The organism is Pseudomonas sp. R37(2017) (assembly GCF_002113375.1).
GTDB lineage: Bacteria > Pseudomonadota > Gammaproteobacteria > Pseudomonadales > Pseudomonadaceae > Aquipseudomonas.
In genome coordinates, this window is record NZ_NEHO01000004.1 from 171476 (window position 1) to 191042 (window position 19567).

At 61.7% G+C, this 19567-nt stretch carries 15 protein-coding genes; 3 read left to right on the forward strand and 12 right to left on the reverse strand.

Annotated elements, in window-relative coordinates:
• Positions 1–61: 61 nt before the first annotated feature.
• Positions 62–901, reverse strand: a complete 840-nt coding sequence (locus tag CAG47_RS08710; RefSeq protein WP_158091309.1) for a DUF4197 family protein — start codon at positions 899–901, stop codon at positions 62–64.
• Positions 885–3413, reverse strand: coding sequence for a glycerol-3-phosphate 1-O-acyltransferase PlsB (plsB, locus tag CAG47_RS08715; protein ID WP_085724485.1), 2529 nt, complete (start codon positions 3411–3413; stop codon positions 885–887). Before plsB ends, CAG47_RS08710 begins: the two co-directional genes overlap by 17 nt.
• Positions 3414–3646: 233 nt before the next feature.
• Here plsB and CAG47_RS08720 point away from each other — a divergent pair, with 233 nt between their 5' ends.
• Positions 3647–3856, forward strand: coding sequence for a cold-shock protein (locus CAG47_RS08720; RefSeq protein WP_085724486.1), 210 nt, complete (start codon positions 3647–3649; stop codon positions 3854–3856).
• A gap of 134 nt (positions 3857–3990) precedes the next feature.
• Here the strand turns inward: CAG47_RS08720 and CAG47_RS08725 are convergent, their stop codons facing one another.
• The 4 genes from CAG47_RS08725 to CAG47_RS08740 all read right to left on the reverse strand — a co-directional run bounded on the left by CAG47_RS08725 (position 3991) and on the right by CAG47_RS08740 (position 9254).
• Positions 3991–4368, reverse strand: coding sequence for a hypothetical protein (locus tag CAG47_RS08725; protein WP_085724487.1), 378 nt, complete (start codon positions 4366–4368; stop codon positions 3991–3993).
• Between the two features lie 81 nt (positions 4369–4449).
• Positions 4450–5259 (reverse strand): putative RNA methyltransferase, encoded by an 810-nt coding sequence (locus CAG47_RS08730; RefSeq protein ID WP_085724488.1) that lies wholly within the window; start codon positions 5257–5259, stop codon positions 4450–4452.
• Positions 5259–6410, reverse strand: a complete 1152-nt coding sequence (gene dapE, locus CAG47_RS08735; RefSeq protein WP_085724489.1) for a succinyl-diaminopimelate desuccinylase — start codon at positions 6408–6410, stop codon at positions 5259–5261. The genes CAG47_RS08730 and dapE overlap by 1 nt, the downstream gene beginning before the upstream one ends.
• Positions 6411–6662: 252 nt before the next feature.
• Positions 6663–9254, reverse strand: a complete 2592-nt coding sequence (locus CAG47_RS08740) for a glycosyltransferase (protein ID WP_085724490.1) — start codon at positions 9252–9254, stop codon at positions 6663–6665.
• 219 nt (positions 9255–9473) lie between these two features.
• Between CAG47_RS08740 and tcdA the strand changes: the two genes are divergently transcribed.
• Entirely contained in the window at positions 9474–10280 is an 807-nt protein-coding gene (gene tcdA / locus CAG47_RS08745) for a tRNA cyclic N6-threonylcarbamoyladenosine(37) synthase TcdA (protein ID WP_177408941.1), read from the forward strand.
• Positions 10281–10379: 99 nt separating this feature from the next.
• Here the strand turns inward: tcdA and CAG47_RS08750 are convergent, their stop codons facing one another.
• The 4 genes from CAG47_RS08750 to CAG47_RS08765 form a co-directional block, all read right to left on the reverse strand.
• Entirely contained in the window at positions 10380–10784 is a 405-nt protein-coding gene (locus tag CAG47_RS08750; protein ID WP_085724492.1) for a SufE family protein, read from the reverse strand.
• Positions 10781–11986, reverse strand: a complete 1206-nt coding sequence (locus CAG47_RS08755) for an aminotransferase class V-fold PLP-dependent enzyme (protein ID WP_085724493.1) — start codon at positions 11984–11986, stop codon at positions 10781–10783. Before CAG47_RS08755 ends, CAG47_RS08750 begins: the two co-directional genes overlap by 4 nt.
• 94 nt (positions 11987–12080) lie before the next feature.
• On the reverse strand, positions 12081–13115 hold the full coding sequence (gene dapD, locus CAG47_RS08760) for a 2,3,4,5-tetrahydropyridine-2,6-dicarboxylate N-succinyltransferase (RefSeq protein WP_015093756.1): 1035 nt from the start codon (positions 13113–13115) through the stop codon (positions 12081–12083).
• 32 nt (positions 13116–13147) lie between these two features.
• Positions 13148–13510 carry an ArsC family reductase gene (locus tag CAG47_RS08765; RefSeq protein ID WP_008052792.1) on the reverse strand — a complete coding sequence of 121 codons (363 nt, stop codon included), beginning with the start codon at positions 13508–13510 and terminating at the stop codon, positions 13148–13150.
• 301 nt (positions 13511–13811) lie between these two features.
• Here CAG47_RS08765 and CAG47_RS08770 point away from each other — a divergent pair, with 301 nt between their 5' ends.
• Positions 13812–15443, forward strand: coding sequence for a Na+/H+ antiporter (locus CAG47_RS08770; RefSeq protein ID WP_085724494.1), 1632 nt, complete (start codon positions 13812–13814; stop codon positions 15441–15443).
• A gap of 25 nt (positions 15444–15468) precedes the next feature.
• On the opposite strand, the gene dapC is transcribed toward CAG47_RS08770, so the two are convergent.
• A complete protein-coding gene (gene dapC / locus CAG47_RS08775) occupies positions 15469–16668 on the reverse strand; it encodes a succinyldiaminopimelate transaminase (RefSeq protein ID WP_085724495.1) in 1200 nt (399 codons plus the stop codon).
• A gap of 161 nt (positions 16669–16829) precedes the next feature.
• Complete coding sequence (locus CAG47_RS08780) at positions 16830–19532, reverse strand: [protein-PII] uridylyltransferase (RefSeq protein WP_085724496.1); 2703 nt, start codon at positions 19530–19532, stop codon at positions 16830–16832.
• Positions 19533–19567 lie beyond the last annotated feature (35 nt).

Below are 19567 nucleotides of genomic sequence, written 5' to 3' on the forward strand. Positions count from 1 at the left end.
GAAAAAGCCCGCTGAACCTGTGAAGGTCAGCGGGCTTTTGGTTGTTGGCGCGAGCTGAGAATTACAAGGTTCCAAACACCTTCTTCGCCAAACTGGTCGCCGCAGCCGCCGGGTTCTGGCGGATGGCTTCTTCCTGTTTGCCGATCATCTCGAACAAGCCATTCAACGCCTGTTCGGTGACGTAGTTTTCGACGTTGGCATCCTTCGCATCCACTACGCCCATGGTCGCCGCTTGTCCGGCGAACGAGTTGTACTGCTGGGCCAGGCCAACCTTGTCGGTGGCTTGCTTGACGATGGGCAGGAACTTGGCGCGGATCTGTTCGCGGCTGGTCTTGTTCAGGTATTGGGTGGCCGAGTCGTTGCCGCCGCTGAGGATGCCCTTGGCGTCTTCCACGGTCATTTTCTTCACGGCGTCGACCAGGATTGGCTGGGCCTGGGTCACGGCGGTTTCCGCCGCTTTGTTCATGCTGGCTTCCAGTTCATCGACCTGCTCACCCATGCCGAACTGTTTCATTTTGCTGGCGACTTTGCCCAGCTTGCCCGGCAGTTCGATTTTCACGTCCGGGTTGTTGCTGAAGCCGCCCGGGGTGCCGAGTTGTTTCACGGCCAGTTGCGCGCCCTGGGTCAGCGCATCCTTGAGTCCGCCGGTGGCGTCTTTCTGCGACAGGTCGGTGAGGGACAGCGCCAGGGCGTTGGCGCAGATCATCAAGCCTGCGCACAGGCCGGCAAAGCGGAGGGTAGGGCGGAACATGGCAACTTCCTTTTTCGAAAAAGACACTTGGTAGCGGTTCGGGTCGACACGGACTTTCAGCGGTTTTGGAACGCTGCCATCCAGACGCACAGCATGATTCTCGGTGGTGATGAACATCAGTTTGCCGTCGACTTCAATGCGGGTGCTCACCGAGTAGCGGTGGTTGGGCTCTATCCAGGGAGGCCTGGTCGGCGGCATCTTCACTGCGATGCAACGCCACCTGCCGGATCGACAAACGAATCTCTGCCGACAAAACCCGTTTGGCCGCGCCTTCGGCCAGTTCGCCGAGCAGTTCGTGGTAGCCCAGCTTGCCGGCCTCGTCGCGCTTGAGTACTTCGAGGTCGAGCATGGTCTGGATAAAGTGACGGAACAGGCTCTTGTCGAAGAATTCCGGGGCATTGAGGCCATGCAGGATCGACAGGCGCTGGGCCATGACCGTGCACAGGTCTTCCAGTTCTTCGGCGCTGATGCTGTTCTGGCCACTGTTGAGCAGCAGGGACACGGTCATGTAGAAGCGCTGCAACGTCTGGGCGATGCTTTTCGACAGCAAGGTCAGCAGCACGAAATGCCGCGAGCTTGGCGCCGGGCGCAGGTACACGCCGTTCTCGAAGCGCAGCAGGCCTTGCTCGACGAATGCCTCCAGCCATTGATCGATCACCGCATCCAGTTCGTCCAGCGACCAGCGAATGAACAGCTCCGCTTGCAGGTACGGATACAACGCGCGGGTGTAGCGCAGTATCTGGTCGCGGCTCATGCGCGATGCGCTCTGGAAGAAGCTCGCCAGCAGTGCCGGCAGGGCGAAGATGTGCAATACGTTGTTGCGGTAGTAGGTCATCAGGACGGCGTTCTGCTCGTCCAGATAGAGAATCTTGCCCAGCGCATCGCTCTGCTCGGACAGCAGGTCCATGTCCTTCACGTGCTCGATCAACGCGCGACCGTCACCTTCCGGAAGGGTGGTGTGCGGCGAGTACGGCACCTTGCGCAGCAGCGCCAGATACAGGTCGAGCACTCGCGCCATGGCGCGGTCGTCCAGCGCCAGGCGGCTGGTGGACAGCAGTGCCAGCGCAACAAGGTTGACCGGATTGATCGCCGCCGCTTCGTTCAGGTGCCGGGCAACTTTTTCGCCGAGGCGGTTGGTGGTTTCGTTGAGCCAGGCCGGTCTGAACTGCGGACCGAGTTCCTGTTTGCGCCAGTCGGGCTGCTCGCTGTCGAGGAATTCCGCCAGCTTGATTGGCTCGCCGAAGTTCACCGCCACCTGGCCGAAGCGCTGCTTGAGTGCGCCGATGACTTTGAAAATATCGAAGATCGACTCTTTCTTCTTGGCCGCACCGCGCAACTCGCCAAGATAGGTTCGACCTTCCAGTACACGCTCATAGCCGATGTACACCGGCACGAACACGATGGGCATGCGCGATGAACGCAGGAAGCTGCGCAGGGTGATCGCCAGCATCCCGGTTTTCGGTTGCAGCATGCGCCCGGTGCGCGAACGCCCACCCTCGACGAAGTACTCCACCGGGAAGCCCTTGGTGAACAGGGTGTGCAGGTACTCGTTGAACACCGACGTGTACAGCGGGTTGCCCTTGAACGTCCGGCGCATGAAAAACGCGCCGCCACGCCGCAGCAAGCCGCCGATCACCGGCATGTTCAGGTTGATGCCGGCGGCAATGTGCGGCGGGGTCAGGCCATTGCGGAACAGCAGATAGGACAGCAGCAGATAGTCGATGTGGCTGCGGTGGCACGGCACGTAGATCACTTCGTGCCCCGGGGCGATTTTCTGCACGCCTTCGATGTTGTTGAGCCTGATGCCGTCGTAGATCTTGTTCCAGAACCAGCTCAGCACCACTTCCATGAAACGGATCGCAGTGTAGGTGTAGTCCGAGGCGATTTCGTTGCCATAGCGCAGGGCCTGGGCCTTGGCTTTTTCCGGGGAGATATTCTCGCGCTCGGCTTCGTCGAGGATCGCTTGCTTGACCATCGGCTGGTTCAGCAGGCCCTTGACCAGGTTGCGCCGATGGGAAATGTCCGGGCCGATGACCGCGGCCTTCAGGTTGCGAAAGTGCACCCGCAGGATACGTTGGGCCATGCGCACGGTGCGCTCGTGGCCCTTGTTGTGCTCGATCAGTTCGCGCAGGTGGATTGGCGCGGAGAACTGCACGCGGGTCTTGCGCCCCAGCACGATGATGCTCAGCAAGCGACGCAGGCGACCGGTCACCGCCCAACTGTCGGCGAACAGGAGTTTCCATGGGCTGTTTTCGCTGTCCGGCGACTGGCCCCAGAACACGCTGACGGGGATGATCTGCGCGTCTTCGGCGGCGTTCTGGCTCAGGGCGCTGACCAGGCGGGTCAGGGTCGGCGGCGCGCCGCGCTTGTCCTGGCGGCCCAGCCAGTCCGGGTCCGGCGTCAGGTAGAAGAACGCGGCGGGCTCCACCAGATTGCCCACCGACACCGGCAGCACCGGGCGTGGCAGGCCGGCCTTGCTGCATTCGCTGTCGACCACGGCGAGGTCGCTCAGCGAAGGGTTTTGCAGGACGTAGAACACCGGGCGACTGCGGTCGAGGTCAAGGGTGAACGACGACTGGTTGATCGTTTCCGAGCGAACCCAGAGGTACAACAGTCGGCGCAGGGTGCCAAACACAAGACGGCGGAACGGGGAACGGGTCATACGGCTTCTGCGTGAGGGAATAAAGCCGAGCAACTGCTCGGGCGGTCGATAGTTTGCCGTATTCGACGAAAATCGGCAAAAAAGCGCGAAAGTAAACTCTTGTTGAGAGTTTTAACGTCTGTCATATACTCGGCGTTCTGTCGCCACCCTCATGGTGCCGGCATAGGCAGGCTGACGTTCCCGAGGCTTTCCTGCGAAAAGCCCGATCAATAATAAAAAGGGAGTATGAACAAATGGCAACACGCGAAACCGGCAACGTGAAGTGGTTCAACGACGCCAAGGGCTACGGCTTCATTCAGCGCGAAGACGGGGTGGATGTGTTCGTGCACTACCGCGCGATTCGTGGCGAAGGCCACCGCTCGCTGACCGAGGGCCAGCAGGTTGAATACGCGGTGGTCCAGGGGCAGAAGGGCTTGCAGGCTGAAGACGTGGTCAGGCTGTAAACCACTCTTCGGATCACGCAAAAAAACCTGTAGGAGCGAGCATGCTCGCGATGAGGTCTTTCAGCCAACACGGATGTTGAATGTAAGTCCGCCATCGCGAGCATGCTCGCTCCTACAGGGGTGGTGTTCAGGCTTTAAGCCGTTTTCCAGGTGATTTCTTCTTCACCATCGGCGCTGATGCGAATCCAGCGGTCTGCCGTTTCCTCATCTTCTTCCTCGACCCAGCTACCCGGTGCGCAGCGCACTTCGATGTTCAGCGCGGCAAAGGCGGCGCGGGCGCAGGCGATGTCGTCTTCCCATGGCGTCTGGTCGCTTTCCAGGTAAAGGCTGTTCCACTTGCCGACAGCTTTTGGCAGCCAGGTCACTGGCACGTTGCCAGCCTTGCACTTCCAGGTCTGGCCCTTCTGCACCCAATCCGTGCATGAGCCCAATGCCGCACCGAGCCAGGCGGAAATGGCCTTGTGGTCGACGTCGGCGTCTTTCAGGTAAATCTCGATATCCGGTTGGCGCATGGATGTCCTCACTGCGGGTCTGAAAAATCCATTCGCGGATTTAGCCGGCCTTGAACCGTCGCCCAAGGCCAAATTGATGGGTTATTGAAGAACGAAATAATCGTAGCGCATCGACACGGTGACCTCGAACGGCTCGACCTGTTCGATGACCGCTGCGCGGCGCTCGGCACTGGCGCGCCAGCCGTGGGGCGTCATGGCCAGCAGATTGGCGCGGTCCTGGCCGCTCTCCAGCGTCAGCTTGAACGCCAGGGTTTCACTGTGCGCCAGCGCCATGCCTTCCGGCACCAGGGCCAGATGCTTGTCGTCGGTGTATTCACGCACCTCGTCGTACAGCCGCTCGCGCAATTCCATCAGGTGGCCGCTGGTCGGCCCGACTTTCATCAGGCCGCCGCCGACGCTGAGCAGGCGTTTGGCCTCCTCCCAGTCCAGCGGGCTGAAGACGCTCGCCAGGAACTGGCAACTGCCGGAAGCCAACGGCACCCGCGCCATGCTGGCAATCAACCAGGTGAGCCTGGGGTTGCGCTTGCAGGCGCGTTTGACCGCTTCGCGGGAGATGTCCAGGGCATACCCTTCGGCATCCGGCAGGGCCTCGGCGATTTGCGCGGTGTAGTAACCCTCGCCACAACCGATATCGACCCAGCGAGCCGGTGCGTAACCAGCCGCCAGCTCCGCCAGCCGCTTGGCCACCGGGGCGTAGTGCCCGGCATTGAGGAAGTCGCGGCGCGCCTCGACCATGGCCTGGTTATCCCCGGGATCGCGACTGTTCTTGTGCTGCACCGGCAACAGGTTCAAATAACCCTGGCGCGCACGGTCGAACCGATGCCCGGCGGGGCAGACCACACCGTTGTCCACCGCATTCAGCGGCTCACTGCAGATCGGACACGCCAGCATCAGGCGAGCAACTTGATCAGGGTCTGGTAGTAGATCTCGGTCAGCACATCGAGGTCGGCTGCCAGCACGCGCTCGTTGACCTGGTGGATGGTCGCGTTGACCGGGCCCAGCTCAACCACTTGGGTGCCCATGGTCGCGATGAAGCGGCCATCGGAGGTGCCACCGCTGGTGGACGCCCTGGTTTCACGACCGGTGACGTCCTTGATGCTCGACGACACCGCGTCCAGCAGCGCACCCGGTTCGGTGAGGAACGGCAGGCCGGACAGCGCCCAGTCGATGTGCCAGTCCAGGCCATGCTTGTCGAGGATGTCGGCGACGCGCTTTTGCAGGCCTTCGACGGTGGACTCGGTGGAGAAGCGGAAGTTGAACACCGCCACCAGGTCACCCGGGATCACGTTGGTCGCACCGGTGCCGGAATTGACGTTGGAGATCTGGAAGCTGGTCGGCGGGAAGAAATCGTTGCCATGGTCCCAATGCTCGGCAGCCAGTTCGGCCAGGGCCGGGGCGGCGAGGTGGATCGGGTTCTTCGCCAGGTGCGGGTAGGCCACGTGGCCTTGCACGCCGCGCACGGTCAGCTTGGCGCCGAGGGAGCCGCGACGGCCATTCTTGACCACGTCACCCACCAGGGTAGTGCTCGACGGTTCGCCGACGATGCACCAGTCCAGGCGCTCCTTGCGCGCGGCGAGGCGTTCGACCACGGCCTTGGTGCCGTGATGCGCCGGGCCTTCTTCATCGCTGGTGATCAGGAACGCGACTTTGCCCTTGTGATTCGGGTAGTTGGCGACAAAGCGCTCGGACGCGACGGTCATGGCGGCGAGGCTGCCTTTCATGTCGGCGGCGCCACGGCCACAGAGCATGCCGTGCTCATCGATCAGCGCGTTGAACGGTTCGATCTGCCAGGCCTCCACCGGCCCGGTCGGGACCACGTCGGTGTGGCCGGCGAAGCACAGCACCGGACCATCGTCCTGGCCGTGGGTGGCCCAGAAGTTATCCACATCTTCGATGCGCATCGGTTCCAGGGTGAATCCGGCATCGCCCAGGCGCTGCATCATCTGCTTCTGGCAATCGGCGTCGAGCGGCGTCACGGACGGGCGGCGGATCAAGTCGATGGCGAGTTGGAGGGTCGGCGAAAGGTCGGCGTGGGCCGTCATGGAAAACTCCGGAATCATGGAATATGGGCTTGGGGTTGAATGTGGGAGCGAGCCTGCTCCGGGCGGCGTTCCGACGAATGCGGTATGTCAGTAACCATAAACTTTGAATGTTACACCGCTATCGCGAGCGGGCTCGCTCCTACAGGTACTGGGTTTGTTCGGCAAACCGAGATACGCCAAGCCCCGCAAAATGGCGGTTATCTTAAAGCAAAACGGCGACCATTGGCCGCCGTTTAGTGCATCCGCGGAGATTTAGACCGCCGGTGCCGTTTCAGCCTCGACCGACGGTTTCGGCAGTGACGACAGGAATGCCATGATCAGTGCCGCGACGTACGGCAGCGACTGGACCAGCAGCATGGTGACCCAGAAGCGCATGTCGTTGCTCGGCATGCCGTTGACCAGAAAGATCCCCAAGGCCGCGCCCCACAACAGCAGCATGATGAACATCTCTTCCCGGGCTTCCGAAATCGCCACCCAGAAGCCATGGTTATCGGCGTTTTTCGGTGTGCGGAAGAACGGAATGCTGCTGGTGAAGAAGCCGTACAGCACCGCTTTGGCGATGGTGTGGGACAACGCCAGGCCGGCCAGGGCCGCGCAGAAGGCATCCTTCAGATCGACCCCGACCGCACGACGGTAGAGGAAGATGATCTTGGCGACCTTGAACACGAACAGCGCCAGTGGCGGGATTGCGAAGATCAGCAGCGGTGGATCGACCCGTTGCGGCACGATGATCATCGCTGCCGACCACAACAGTGCGCCAACGGTAAAGAAGATGTTCATGCCGTCCGCCACCCATGGCAACCAGCCCGCGAGGAAGTGATAACGCTGGCCACGGGTCAGCTCGGTGTCCTTGCCGCGCAGCAGGCTGGCGGTGTGGCGCTTGATGATCTGAATCGCCCCGTAGGCCCAGCGGAAACGCTGTTTCTTGAAGTCGATAAAGGTATCGGGCATCAGGCCCTTGCCATAGCTGGTGTGGTAGTACGCCGCCGACAGGCCTTTCTCGAATACCCGCAGGCCCAGTTCGGCGTCCTCGCAGATGCACCAGTCGGCCCAGCCCAGCTCTTCGAGCACCGAGCGACGGGTCATGGTCATGGTGCCGTGCTGGATGATCGCGTCACGGTCGTTGCGGGTCACCATGCCGATGTGGAAGAAACCTTTGTATTCCGCGTAGCAGAGCTTCTTGAAAGTGCTTTCATTCTGGTCGCGGTAATCCTGCGGCGACTGCACCACGGCGATTTTCGGGTCGGCGAAGTGCGGCACCATGTGCTTGAGCCAATTGCGGTCGACGCAGTAGTCCGAGTCGATCACGGCAATGACTTCGGCATCCTTGGCGGTGTGCGGAATCAGGTAGTTCAGCGCGCCGCCCTTGAAGCCGGCCAGCGGTGCCACGTGGAAGAACTTGAACCGCGGGCCGAGGGTTGCGCAGTAATCGCGCACCGGTTCCCAGACCGCCGGGTCCTTGGTGTTGTTGTCGATGATCAGGACTTCGAAGTCCGGATAGTCGAGGTTGGCCAGGGCATTGAGGGTCTGTTTGACCATCTCCGGCGGCTCGTTATAGCAGGGTACGTGAATCGACACTTTCGGACGGTAGCTGGAGTCGCCCTCCACCGGCAGGAACTCGCGCCGGCGCTTGTGCACCCACACCGCTTCGGCCAGCTCATGGGCTTCGGTCAGCAAGACGATAAACACCCCGAGTGCACCGAGGGCGAGCAGGAAACCCACCGTCAGGCTGAACCAGGTGCTGTATTGCTGGCTGTAGTCGTAACCGATCCACACCAGCACCGAACCGCACAGGAACGCAATGAAGGTCAGGAAGGTACGGCCACGCTGGCGCAGGGCCGAGCCGTCGATCATCAGCAGGGTCAGCGACAACAGCGCCAATACCACCGAGCCAATGGCCAATACGCGCCACTGCGGAATCGCCACCACCGGGCCTTCGAAGTTGAACTTCTGCTGGCGCGCAGCGTTGAAAACGCCCCAGTAGGCGCCGACGGAACCTTCGTCACTGGCTTTCCACGGCTGGTCGAACGCTTCGATCACGAAGTAGTTGAAGCCCTGGCGGTTGAGCTTGTTGACCAGTGTGCGCAGGTAGATCGCCTGGTCCGCCGGAGAGGCATCGGCGCCACCACGCATGCGGCCGTTGCTCGGCCAGCCCACCTCGGACAGCAGCAGCGGCTTTTTCGGGAACATCTTTTTCAGGTCGCGGGCGCGGTCGAGGACGAACTGCCCGGCCTTGTCCATCGGAATGAACTCCCAGTAAGGCAGGATGTGCGCGGCGATCAGGTCGACGTGCCTGGCCAGTTCCGGGTGTTCTTCCCAGACGTGCCACTGCTCGGACGTGGTCACCGGCACTTTCACGGCAGCACGCACGCGGTCGAGCATCACGCTCAATTCGGCGGCGGTAATTTCCTTGCGGAAGATCGCTTCGTTGCCGACCACCACACGAACCACGCTGCGCGAGGAGTTGGCGATTTCAATGGCTCGGGTAATTTCCCGTTCGTTGCGTTCCTGGTCCGGGCTGATCCAGATCCCCAGGGTCACCCGCAAACCGAACTCTTCCGCGAGTTTCGGGATGTCTTGCAGGGTGCCATCGACCGAGTAGATGCGGATGTTGTCCGTCAGCTTGCTCATGATCTCCAGATCACGGCGCATTTCGTCGTCAGTCGGATACTGCTCTTTCTGTGGGAATTGACCCTGCTGGAATGGCGAGTACGAGAAGCCGGAGATCTGTTCCGGCCAGTTGGGGGCGGTGACCGGGCGGTTGATCAGCGCCCAGAAGCCGGTAAACAAGGCTGCGATGGCGAGCACCACGACCAGGTTGAGTCCAAATTTACGCGATGACATAGCGATTTCGGGTTCCAAAGACTGTGGAACGAAGGAACGGTTGGCGCTCGCCAAGGGGGCGCGCGTCCTGCACCGGGCATTCTCTTGTCGTACAGCGGACAGGGAATTGCCTGATATTGGGCAGTTAACTTTCACATAAGTTCTTACACTTGCAGCTTGCAGCTTAAAACTTGTAACTGCGTAGCCCTATAATGCGCGCCGGTTTTTGGGGTAATGGTCATGAGTACAGAAGATCCGCGGTTTGCTGGCATCGCCCGTTTGTATGGCATCGAAGGCCTTGAGCGTCTGCGCGCGGCCCATGTGGCGATCGTCGGCATCGGCGGTGTCGGCTCCTGGGCGGCGGAAGCCATGGCCCGCTGTGGCGTGGGCGAAATTTCGCTGTTCGACCTGGACGACGTCTGCGTCAGCAACGCCAACCGCCAGTTGCACGCGCTGGACAGCACGGTGGGCAAGCCCAAGGTCGAGGTGATGGCCGAGCGTCTGCGCGGGATCAACCCGGACTGCACGGTGCACGCAGTGCCGGACTTCGTCACCCGCGAGACCATGGCCGAGTACATCACGCCGAACATCGACTGCGTGATCGACTGCATCGACAGCGTCAATGCGAAAGCGGCGCTGATCGCCTGGTGCAAGCGTCGCAAGATCCAGATCATCACCACCGGCGGTGCGGGCGGGCAGATTGACCCGACGTTGATCCAGGTCTGCGACCTGAACCGTACGTTCAATGACCCGCTGGCGTCGAAAGTGCGCTCCACGCTGCGTCGCGACTATGGTTTCTCACGCACCGTGACCCGCCATTACAGCGTGCCGTGCGTGTTTTCCACCGAGCAACTGCGCTACCCGAAACCGGACGGCAGCATTTGTCTGCAGAAGAGTTTTGTCGGCGATGGGGTGAAGCTCGACTGCGCCGGCGGGTTCGGCGCGGTGATGATGGTGACGGCGACGTTTGGCATGGTCGCGGCGACCAAGGCGGTGGACAAGATTGTGGCGGGTGTTCGGCGGCCAGCGGATCGCATCAAGCCGTAGGAGCGAGCATGCTCGCGATGGCGGCATTACATTCGACATTGATGTTGCCTGATCCACCGCCATCGCGAGCATGCTCGCTCCTACAGGTAAGGTGTTTGGTCAGGTGGCCAGTTCGCGCATCCGCTGAAGCACCGCATTCAAGCCATTACTGCGGGACTCGGACAAGTGCCGCCCCAACCCCAACTGATTGAACCAGCCCACTAAATCCACCTGCCGCAATTCAACCGCCGACAAGCCGTTGACCCGCGCCAACAGCAGCGCCACCAACCCGCGAATCAACCGTGCATCGCTGTTGGCCCTGAATTGCCAGTGGCCATCTTGCAACTCGCCCACCAGCCATACCTGGCTTTCACAACCGTGTACGCGGTTGGCATCGCACATGTCTGTATCGCTCAAGGCCGGCAGACGCTCGCCCCATTGCATCAACAGCCTTGCACGTTGTTCCCAGCCGGCGGCGGCCTGGAAGGTGTCGAGCGCGGTGATGGCATCTGCAGGCAGGTTCATCGCAGTAACTCCAGTGCTTGATCCAGGGCTTCAAAGAACCGCTCCAGGTCTTCGGAATCGTTGTACAGCGCCAACGACACCCGAATCGCTCCGGCCAGTTCAAAGCGTTTGAGCAGCGGCATGGCGCAGTGATGGCCAGCACGCACCGCGATCCCTTGTTCGGTCAGCAAATGCGCCAGGTCAGCGTTATGCACGCCTTCGACGGTGAAACTGACCAGCGCCACCTGCGGCTTGCCCAGCAAGCGAATGCCGTTGCGCGCTTCAAGACCCTTGAGCAGGCAGGCATGCAGTGCCGCTTCATGGGCGGACACAGCGTTCTGATCAAGTCCTGCGAGGTAATCCAGGGTCGCTCCCAGGCCGATAACACTGGAAACCGGTGGCGTCCCGGCCTCGAAGCCCAATGGCGCCGGGCGAAAGCGTGCGTCGTGATAATTGGCGTCCAGCACCATCTCACCGCCGAACTGCCAGGGACGCAACTGTTGCAGCGCGGTATTGCGCCCGAACAGCACGCCCAGGCCATCGGGACCGTAGAGCTTGTGGCTGGAGAACACATAGAAATCGCAGCCCAAGGCTTGCACGTCGTGGCGGCCATGGACCACGCCCTGGGCGCCGTCGATCACGGTCAGGGCGTTGTGCGCCTTGGCCAGCGCCAGCAATTCGGCCAGCGGTTGCCACGCGCCAATCACGTTGGACAACTGGCTGACGGCCAACAGGCGTGTACGAGGGCCGATCAAACCGGCAGCGGCTTCAAGGTCGATCACGCCGTCGGCATCCAGCGGCAGGATCACCAGTTTCAGCTCGCGACGCTGCGCCAGCTGCTGCCAAGGCAGCAGGTTGGCGTGGTGTTCCAGGGCGCTGATGACAATTTCATCGCCGGGATTGAAAAGATGTTCCAGGCCGTAGGCCAGGAGATTCAGCGCGGACGTCGCGCCGTGGGTAAAGATGATCTGACCGCAATCGCCGGCATTGAGCCATTGCGCGGCTTTGCGACGGCTGTCCTCGAACGCCTGGGTGGCGTGGGCGCCGGGCAAATGCTGTGCCCGATGCACGTTGGCCGCGCCGTTGGCGTAGTAATGCGCCAGGGCGTCCAGCAGGGCTTGAGGTTTTTGCGTGGTGGCAGCGTTGTCCAGGTAGGTCTGGCCTTGCCGTTGCAGCGCGGCGATGGCCGGAAAATCGGCGCGCCAGGGGGAGAGAATCATCATGCTGTTCGGCCTGTGCACTTGATCCCTGTAGGAGCGAGCAAGCTCGCGATCATCGCGAGCCTGCTCGCTCCTACAGGAACAGGGATCGTGTGGCTTAGTTGTGAGCGTGCAGCGCTTCGTTCAGTTCGATGGCCGATTTGTGGGTTTTGCATTCCACGGCACCGGTTTCCGAATTGCGACGGAACAGCAGGTCCGGCTGGCCAGCCAGTTCACGGGCCTTGACCACTTTGACCAGCTGATTGTTTTCGTCCAGCAGCGCGACTTTGGTGCCGGCGGTCACGTACAGGCCCGACTCGACGGTGTTGCGGTCACCCAACGGGATACCGATACCGGCATTGGCGCCGATCAGGCAGCCTTCGCCGACCTTGATCACAATGTTGCCGCCGCCCGACAGGGTGCCCATGGTCGAGCAACCGCCGCCCAGGTCCGAACCCTTGCCGACGAATACGCCAGCGGATACGCGGCCTTCGATCATGCCCGGGCCTTCGGTGCCGGCGTTGAAGTTGATGAAACCTTCGTGCATCACGGTGGTGCCTTCGCCCACGTAGGCACCCAGGCGCAGGCGTGCAGCGTCAGCGATACGCACGCCGGCCGGTACCACGTAGTCGGTCATTTTCGGGAACTTGTCCACCGAGAACACTTCCAGCAGCTCGCCGCGCAGGCGGGCTTCGAGTTGCAGTTCGGCCAGTTCGCTCAGGTCGACAGCGCCCTGGCTGGTCCAGGCCACGTTCGGCAGCAGCGGGAAGATCCCGGCCAGGTTCAGGCCGTGTGGTTTGACCAGGCGATGGCTCAGCAGGTGCAGCTTGAGGTATGCCTCAGGGGTGGACGACAGCTGGGCGTCTTCGGCCAGCAGGGTGGCGACCAGTGGCTTGTGGCTTTCGGCCAGGCGGGTCAGCAGGGCAGCCTGGGCAGCGTCGACGCCTTTGAGGGCTTCGGCCAGTTGCGAGGCCTGGGCAGTGCTGAATGCGATGGCCTGGTTGCCTTCGGTGTAGCCCAGGATCGGGGCGATAGCCGCGACGACTTCAGCCGACGGCTTGAGTACCGGGGCGGCGTAGAACACTTCCAGCCATGCGCCTTGACGGTTTTGAGTGCCGACGCCGAAGGCCAGGCTGAACAGGGTAGTAGACATGTTGATACCTCTAACAAAATGGAACGGGCTGCTTACTTGAGCGCGGCCGCGTAGATATCTGGCTTGAAGCCAATCAGGGTTCGGTCACCGAGATCGAGCACCGGGCGCTTGATCATCGAAGGTTGTGCGAGCATCAGTTCGATGGCTTTCGTCTGGTCGAGATCGGCTTTGCGTTCGTCGTCGAGCTTGCGAAAGGTCGTGCCTGCACGGTTCAACACCACTTCCCAGCCGTGCTCGTTGCACCATTGGGTCAGGTGTTCACGGTCGATACCGACCGCTTTGTAATCATGAAAGTCATAGCTGACAGCGTGTTCATCGAGCCAGGTGCGCGCCTTTTTCATGGTGTCGCAGGCTTTGATGCCGAAAAGGTGCAACGTTTTGCTTGAAACGGTCAAGGAATTGCCCCCTTTGCAGGTGCCGTAAATAAAAGGTGACGGATTATGCCATGACCGGACGGTTTCGCGGCGCTTCAGGTCGAATTGCCTCCGCAATCCCTGTAGGAGCGAGCATGCTCGCGATGGTCGTTAACGATAACGCTGTACGCCTGACACCCCGCGGCGCTCACAGCGTTCATCGCGAGCATGCTCGCTCCTACAGGGGGCGTTCGGGCGTGCGACATTGGTGCAAGGGTCGCCAGGCAGTCTAAGCGGCTAATATGGCAGTTCAACGCTGTCGACTGTCCGGGAACCCCGCTTTATGCAAACCGCTTACACCGTCCTGATCCTGTTGATGCTGGTCGGCGTTTCGCGCCTGATCGGACGGGTGGTTCCGTTGCCGTTGCCGCTCGTGCAAATCGCTGCCGGGGCATTGCTGGCGTGGCCGACGCTGGGTTTGCATGTGGCCCTGGATCCCGAGTTGTTCCTGTTTCTGTTCCTGCCACCGCTGTTGTTCTCCGACGGTTGGCGCATGCCCAAGCGCGAACTCTGGCACCTGCGCGGCCCGATCCTGACCCTGGCGGTGGGGCTGGTGCTGTTTACCGTGGTCGGCGCCGGGTATTTCATTCATTGGTTACTGCCTGGCGTGCCGTTGCCGGTGGCGTTTGCCTTGGCGGCCGTGCTGTCGCCGACGGATGCGGTGGCGGTGTCGGCCATCTCCCGCAATAGGCTGCCCACGCCTTTAATGCACATTTTGCAGGGCGAGGCGCTGATGAATGATGCCTCGGGCCTGGTGACGTTCAAGTTTGCGCTGGCGGCGGCAGTGACTGGCGTGTTCTCGCTGGCCAATGCCAGCGTGACATTTGTGCTGGTCGCCCTCGGCGGGCTGGCTGTCGGGGTAGCCTTGAGCTGGCTGGTCGGCCGCCTGCGGGCGTGGATGATTGCCCGCGGCTGGGATGATCCGGCGACACACGTGGTGTTCATGTTGCTGCTGCCGTTTGCGGCCTACGTGCTGGCCGAGCGCATGGAAGTGTCGGGCATCCTCTCGGCGGTGGCGGCGGGGATGATGCAGAGCTGGCTCGATCTGCTCCCGCGCCAGACCAACACGCGCCTGCTCAATCGCAGCGTCTGGTCGCTGTTGGAGTTCGCTTTCAATGGCTTGATCTTCCTTCTGCTGGGATTGCAGTTGCCAGACATCATCAAGGCTGTGGCCAGTCACGAAACCTCGCTATGGCCGACCTTGCTGTATCGCGGGCTGGAAGTGGTGGCGATTTTCCTGGTGCTGCTGGCCTTGCGCTTCGTCTGGGTGCAGAGCATCTGGCGTTTGTCGGTGCTGCTGCGGCGCCTGCGCGGCAAGGGGGAGGTGACCCAGGTGCCGACAGCTCGATCTTGCTGGTTGCTGACCGTGGGCGGTGTGCGCGGGGCGGTGACGCTGGCGGGTGTAATGTCCGTGCCGTTGCTGATGGGCGGGGACGCGTTTCCGCAGCGCGACCTGCTGATCTTCATCGCCGCCGGGGTGATCCTGTTGTCGCTGATCGCGGCGTGCATCGCGTTGCCGATTTTGCTGCGGGGCATCGAAGCAAGCCCAGACGACAAGCGGCGCAATGAGGTGCGCGACGCCTGGCGCAAAACCGCCGAAGCGGCCATTCATGCCCTTGAGGCAGAAGAGGTCAACCCCCAGGACGCCGCTCAGTCCGCGCTGGCCGCAGAGCTGAAGGCACGAATAATGTCCGAATATCGGCATCAGTTGGAGGTGTTCAACGATTCCGCTGAAGCCCAGGCCCTGGCGTTTCAGATGGACCTGCTGGAGCGGCGTTTGCGCTTGAAGGCGCTGCGGGCGCAACGCCTGGAATTGTACAGCCTGAGCCGTCATCACCAGATTGGCGATGACGTGTTGCGTGAGGTATTGGGAGAACTGGATCTGAGTGAGGCCAAGCTGGGCCAGGTGAAGTAACGCCTGGCCCTGCGCAATGGCGCGGTTACTTGCGACGCTGGATGAACGCGCGAATGCGCTCGGCAGCTTCGACACACTCGGCAAGCGGCGCTACCAGCGCCATGCGCACGCGCCCGGCACCCGGGTTGACGCCATCCACATCCCGCGACAGGTAGGAACCCGGCACCACGGTCACGTGCTCCTGTTCGAACAGGTCGCGACAGAATGCAGCATCGTCTCCCGCCACATTCGGCCACAGGTAGAAGCTGCCATCCGGCCGCTGTACGTCCATGACCGGGCTGAGGATTTCCAGGACCGCATCGAACTTTTCGCGATACAGCGCACGGTTGGCGCGCACGTGCACTTCGTCGTTCCATGCAGCAACGCTGGCCAGTTGCGTCTGAACCGGCATCGCGCAGCCGTGGTAGGTACGGTAGAGCAGGAAGCCCTTGAGAATGTCGGCGTCACCGGCGACAAAGCCCGAACGCAGGCCTGGCAGGTTCGAGCGCTTGGACAGGCTGTGGAACACCACGCAGCGTTTGAAGTCCTTGCGACCCAGTTCCGCGCAAGCGTTGAGCAGGCCTGGTGGCGGGGTTTGCTCGTCGAAGTACAGCTCGCTGTAGCACTCGTCTGCGGCGATCACGAAGTCGTATTCGTCGGCCAGGGCGATCAGCTTTTTCAGGGTGTCCACCGGAATCAATGCACCGGTCGGGTTGCCTGGGGAGCACAGGAACAGGATTTGGCAGCGTTTCCAGATGTCTGGCGAGACGGCATCGAAATCCGGGTTGAAACCGTTTTCGTCCAGGCATGGCAGGTAATGCGGCTTGGCCCCGGCGAGGAACGCCGCGCCTTCGTAGATCTGATAGAACGGGTTCGGACTGACCACCAGGGCATCGTCGCCACGGTTGACCACGGTCTGGGTGAAGGCGAACAGCGCTTCGCGGGTGCCATTGACCGGCAGCACGTTGCGCGCCGGATCGATCCAGCCGTTCGGTACGCCGAAACGACGTTCGCACCAGGCGGCGATGGCCTCACGCAGCTCCGGGATACCGAGGGTGGTCGGGTATACAGCCATCTTTTCCAGGTTGCTGGCCAGGGCCTCGGCGACAAAGCTGGGTGAGCGGTGTTTCGGCTCGCCGATGGACAGCGCGATCGGACGCTTGTCCGGGTTGGGCGTGACGCTGCCGAGCAGGGCGCGGAGTTTCTCGAACGGGTAAGGCTGGAGCTGGGACAGAGCGTTGTTCATCGGTAGATCTCGTTCGGTGTGGGGCGACGCAGTCTCTGTAGGAGCGAGCATGCTCGCGATGGCCGTCAACGATAACGCGGGGCATCAGATTGGCCCGAGTCGACTGAGCGACCATCGCGAGCAGGCTCGCTCCTACAGGAAGCGGGCGCGTCGGGATTAAGTCAGATGCTGATGCGCGACAGTTTGATATCAGGTTCCTGGTTGACGCTCAGTTGTTCGACGATCGCATCCTGCAGGCGGCTGCACATCAGCGGGTCGGACAACGGCTGATTGTTGGCGTCGGTGATGAAGAACACGTCTTCCACCCGTTCGCCGAGGGTAGCGATCTTGGCGTTTTGCAGCGACAGATCGAACTCCAGGAAAATCGTGCCAATCCGCGCCAGCAGGCCCGGACGGTCAGGTGCGGTGAGCTCCAGGACCGTCACTGGGCGCTGGGCGTCGTTGTGGATCGTCACCTGCGGTGCAAAGGCAAAATGCTTGAGCTGGCGCGGCACCCGGCGCTGGATGATGGTCGGGTAGTCGTCCGGGTTGCGCAGGGCTTCGGTCAGGCCGTCGCGGATTTGCTTGGTCCGTGCCGGGTTGTCGCCTATCGAGTCGCCGTCGGTGTCGAGCACGATATAGGTGTCGAGGGTGAACTGGCTGCTGGAGGTGATGACCCGGGCGTCGTGAATGTTCAGGTTGAGCTGGTCCATCGCCGCCACGGTCACGGCAAAGAAATCGTGCTGGTCGGGGGCGTAGATGAAGATCTGTGTGCCGCCTTCGAATTCACGCTGGGTGGTTTCCTTGATCAGTACCAGCGGTCCGCCATCGGCCGGTTGCTGGAGGATCGCGTCGCTGTGCCAGGCCACGTCGCCTGCGGTGTGGCGCAGGAAATAATCATCGCCCAGTTGCGCCCACAGTTGCTCGACATCGTCCGGGTCGGTGCCGCCGCGTACCAGGATATCCAGGGCGGCGCTCTGGGTCTGGCGGATCTGCTCTTCGCGGTCCACCGGGTTCTCCAGGCCTCGACGCAGGGCGCGCTTGGTCTCGGTGTAGAGCTGGCGCAACAGGCTGGCGCGCCAGGAGTTCCACAGCGTCGGGTTGGTGGCGTTGATGTCGGCGACGGTCAGCACATACAGATAGTCGAGGCGGGTTTCGTCGCCGACGATCTGGGCGAAGTCGTGGATCACCTGCGGGTCGGACAAGTCCTTGCGCTGGGCGGTGGTCGACATCACCAGGTGGTTTTGCACCAGCCACACGATCAGACGGCTGTCCCATACTGGCAACTGATGGCGCTGGCAAAACGCTTCGGCATCGACTGCGCCGATGTCCGAGTGGTCGCCATGCCGGCCTTTGCCTATGTCGTGGTACAGGCCAGCCATGTATATAAGCTCGGGTTTGGGCAGTTTGCCCATGAGCTTGCTGGCCAGCGGGAATTTTTCCGACACCTTGGTGTACTGCAACTTACGCAGGTGTTTGATCAGGTTCAGGGTGTGCGCGTCGACTGTATAGATGTGGAACAGGTCATGCTGCATCTGCCCGACGATGAAGCCGAACTCGGGCAGGTAGCGCCCCAGGATGCCGTAACGGTTCATCCGCCGCAGGTTGCGGTGGATGCCGATCTTGCATTTGAACAATTCGATAAACAGGCTGGTGTTGCGAATATCGTGACGGAAATCGTCATCGATCAGGTGACGGTTTTCCCGCAGCAGGCGAATGGTATCGGCGCGCACGCCTTTGATCTCCGGCTGCTGAGCCATCAGCACGAAGATTTCCAGCATGGCGAACGGCGTACGGCGGAACACGTTGTCGTTGCGTGCTTCGATGTAGCCGTCATGCAACTGGAAGCGCGAATTGATCGGTTGCACGGGCGCTTCGTCTTCCGGTGCGAGGATGACCTCCTCAAAGTGCTGGATAATCAGGTCGCTGAGCTGGGCGATGCTCATCACCACCCGATAATACTGTTGCATGAAGTTTTCGATGGCTTGCTTGGCATCGTCGCCTTTGAAGCCCAGCAACCCGGCAATGGTGCGCTGGTGATCGAACAGCAGGCGGTCTTCGGCACGACCGGCGAGCATGTGCAGGGCATAGCGAACCTTCCACAGGAACTCCTGGGAAGAGGCGAGCAGGGCGTTTTCGCTTTCGACCAGGAACCCCTCGCCAGCCAACGCTCGCAGGTTCAAGGTGCCGTACTCGCGACGGGCCACCCACAGGATCGTCTGGATATCCCGCAGGCCGCCGGGCGAGCCTTTGACGTTGGGTTCCAGGTTGTATTCGGTGTCGTTGTACTTGTGGTGGCGGGCCTTTTGTTCGGCACGCTTGGCCAGGAAGAAATCCTTGCTCGGCCACATGTGCGCGGTACTGGTGACATCCAGCATGCGCTGGCGCAAATGTTCGGGGCCGGCGATGGTGCGGCTTTCCATCAGGTTGGTGACAACCGTGAGGTCGGCGCGGGCCTCGACGGCACATTCGTCGACCGACCGAACGCTCTGGCCGACCTCCAGGCCGATGTCCCACAGCAGCGTCAGAAAACGCTCGATGGAGTCGCGGAAAACTTCGTGGTCGGCGCTGTCCAGCAGGATCAGCAGATCGATATCGGAGTAAGGATGCAATTCGCCACGGCCGTAGCCGCCGACCGCAACCAGGGCGATGTCTGCATCCTCGCTCCAGTCGAATTGATTCCAGGCCTTTTGCAGGATGTTGTCGACGAACCAGGCGCGATCCTCGATCAGTCGACGAATGTCGCGGCCGTTGCGAAAGCGCGTGTCGAGCACCTCGCGGGCCTGGCGGATCGCTTTCTTGAAGGCCGCGATCGGGCTTGCCTTCAGGGCCAGCTCAGCCTGGAACTGGCCGCGGTCGAAAAGTTCGGGATCCACCTGCGGCATCGATTGGCCTTCCTTTCTATAGGCGATGTACGGTA

Coding starts and splice junctions, on each gene's coding strand:
- tcdA (WP_177408941.1), top strand. CDS start 9,474: ATGAGTACAGAAGATCCGCGGTTTGCTGGCATCGCCCGTTTGTATGGC.
- CAG47_RS08730 (WP_085724488.1), bottom strand. CDS start 5,259: ATGCTGGCGTGTCCGATCTGCAGTGAGCCGCTGAATGCGGTGGACAAC.
- dapC (WP_085724495.1), bottom strand. CDS start 16,668: ATGAACAACGCTCTGTCCCAGCTCCAGCCTTACCCGTTCGAGAAACTC.
- CAG47_RS08740 (WP_085724490.1), bottom strand. CDS start 9,254: ATGTCATCGCGTAAATTTGGACTCAACCTGGTCGTGGTGCTCGCCATC.
- CAG47_RS08770 (WP_085724494.1), top strand. CDS start 13,812: ATGCAAACCGCTTACACCGTCCTGATCCTGTTGATGCTGGTCGGCGTT.
- CAG47_RS08780 (WP_085724496.1), bottom strand. CDS start 19,532: ATGCCGCAGGTGGATCCCGAACTTTTCGACCGCGGCCAGTTCCAGGCT.
- plsB (WP_085724485.1), bottom strand. CDS start 3,413: ATGACCCGTTCCCCGTTCCGCCGTCTTGTGTTTGGCACCCTGCGCCGA.
- dapE (WP_085724489.1), bottom strand. CDS start 6,410: ATGACGGCCCACGCCGACCTTTCGCCGACCCTCCAACTCGCCATCGAC.
- dapD (WP_015093756.1), bottom strand. CDS start 13,115: ATGTCTACTACCCTGTTCAGCCTGGCCTTCGGCGTCGGCACTCAAAAC.
- CAG47_RS08755 (WP_085724493.1), bottom strand. CDS start 11,986: ATGATGATTCTCTCCCCCTGGCGCGCCGATTTTCCGGCCATCGCCGCG.
- CAG47_RS08725 (WP_085724487.1), bottom strand. CDS start 4,368: ATGCGCCAACCGGATATCGAGATTTACCTGAAAGACGCCGACGTCGAC.
- CAG47_RS08750 (WP_085724492.1), bottom strand. CDS start 10,784: ATGAACCTGCCTGCAGATGCCATCACCGCGCTCGACACCTTCCAGGCC.
- CAG47_RS08720 (WP_085724486.1), top strand. CDS start 3,647: ATGGCAACACGCGAAACCGGCAACGTGAAGTGGTTCAACGACGCCAAG.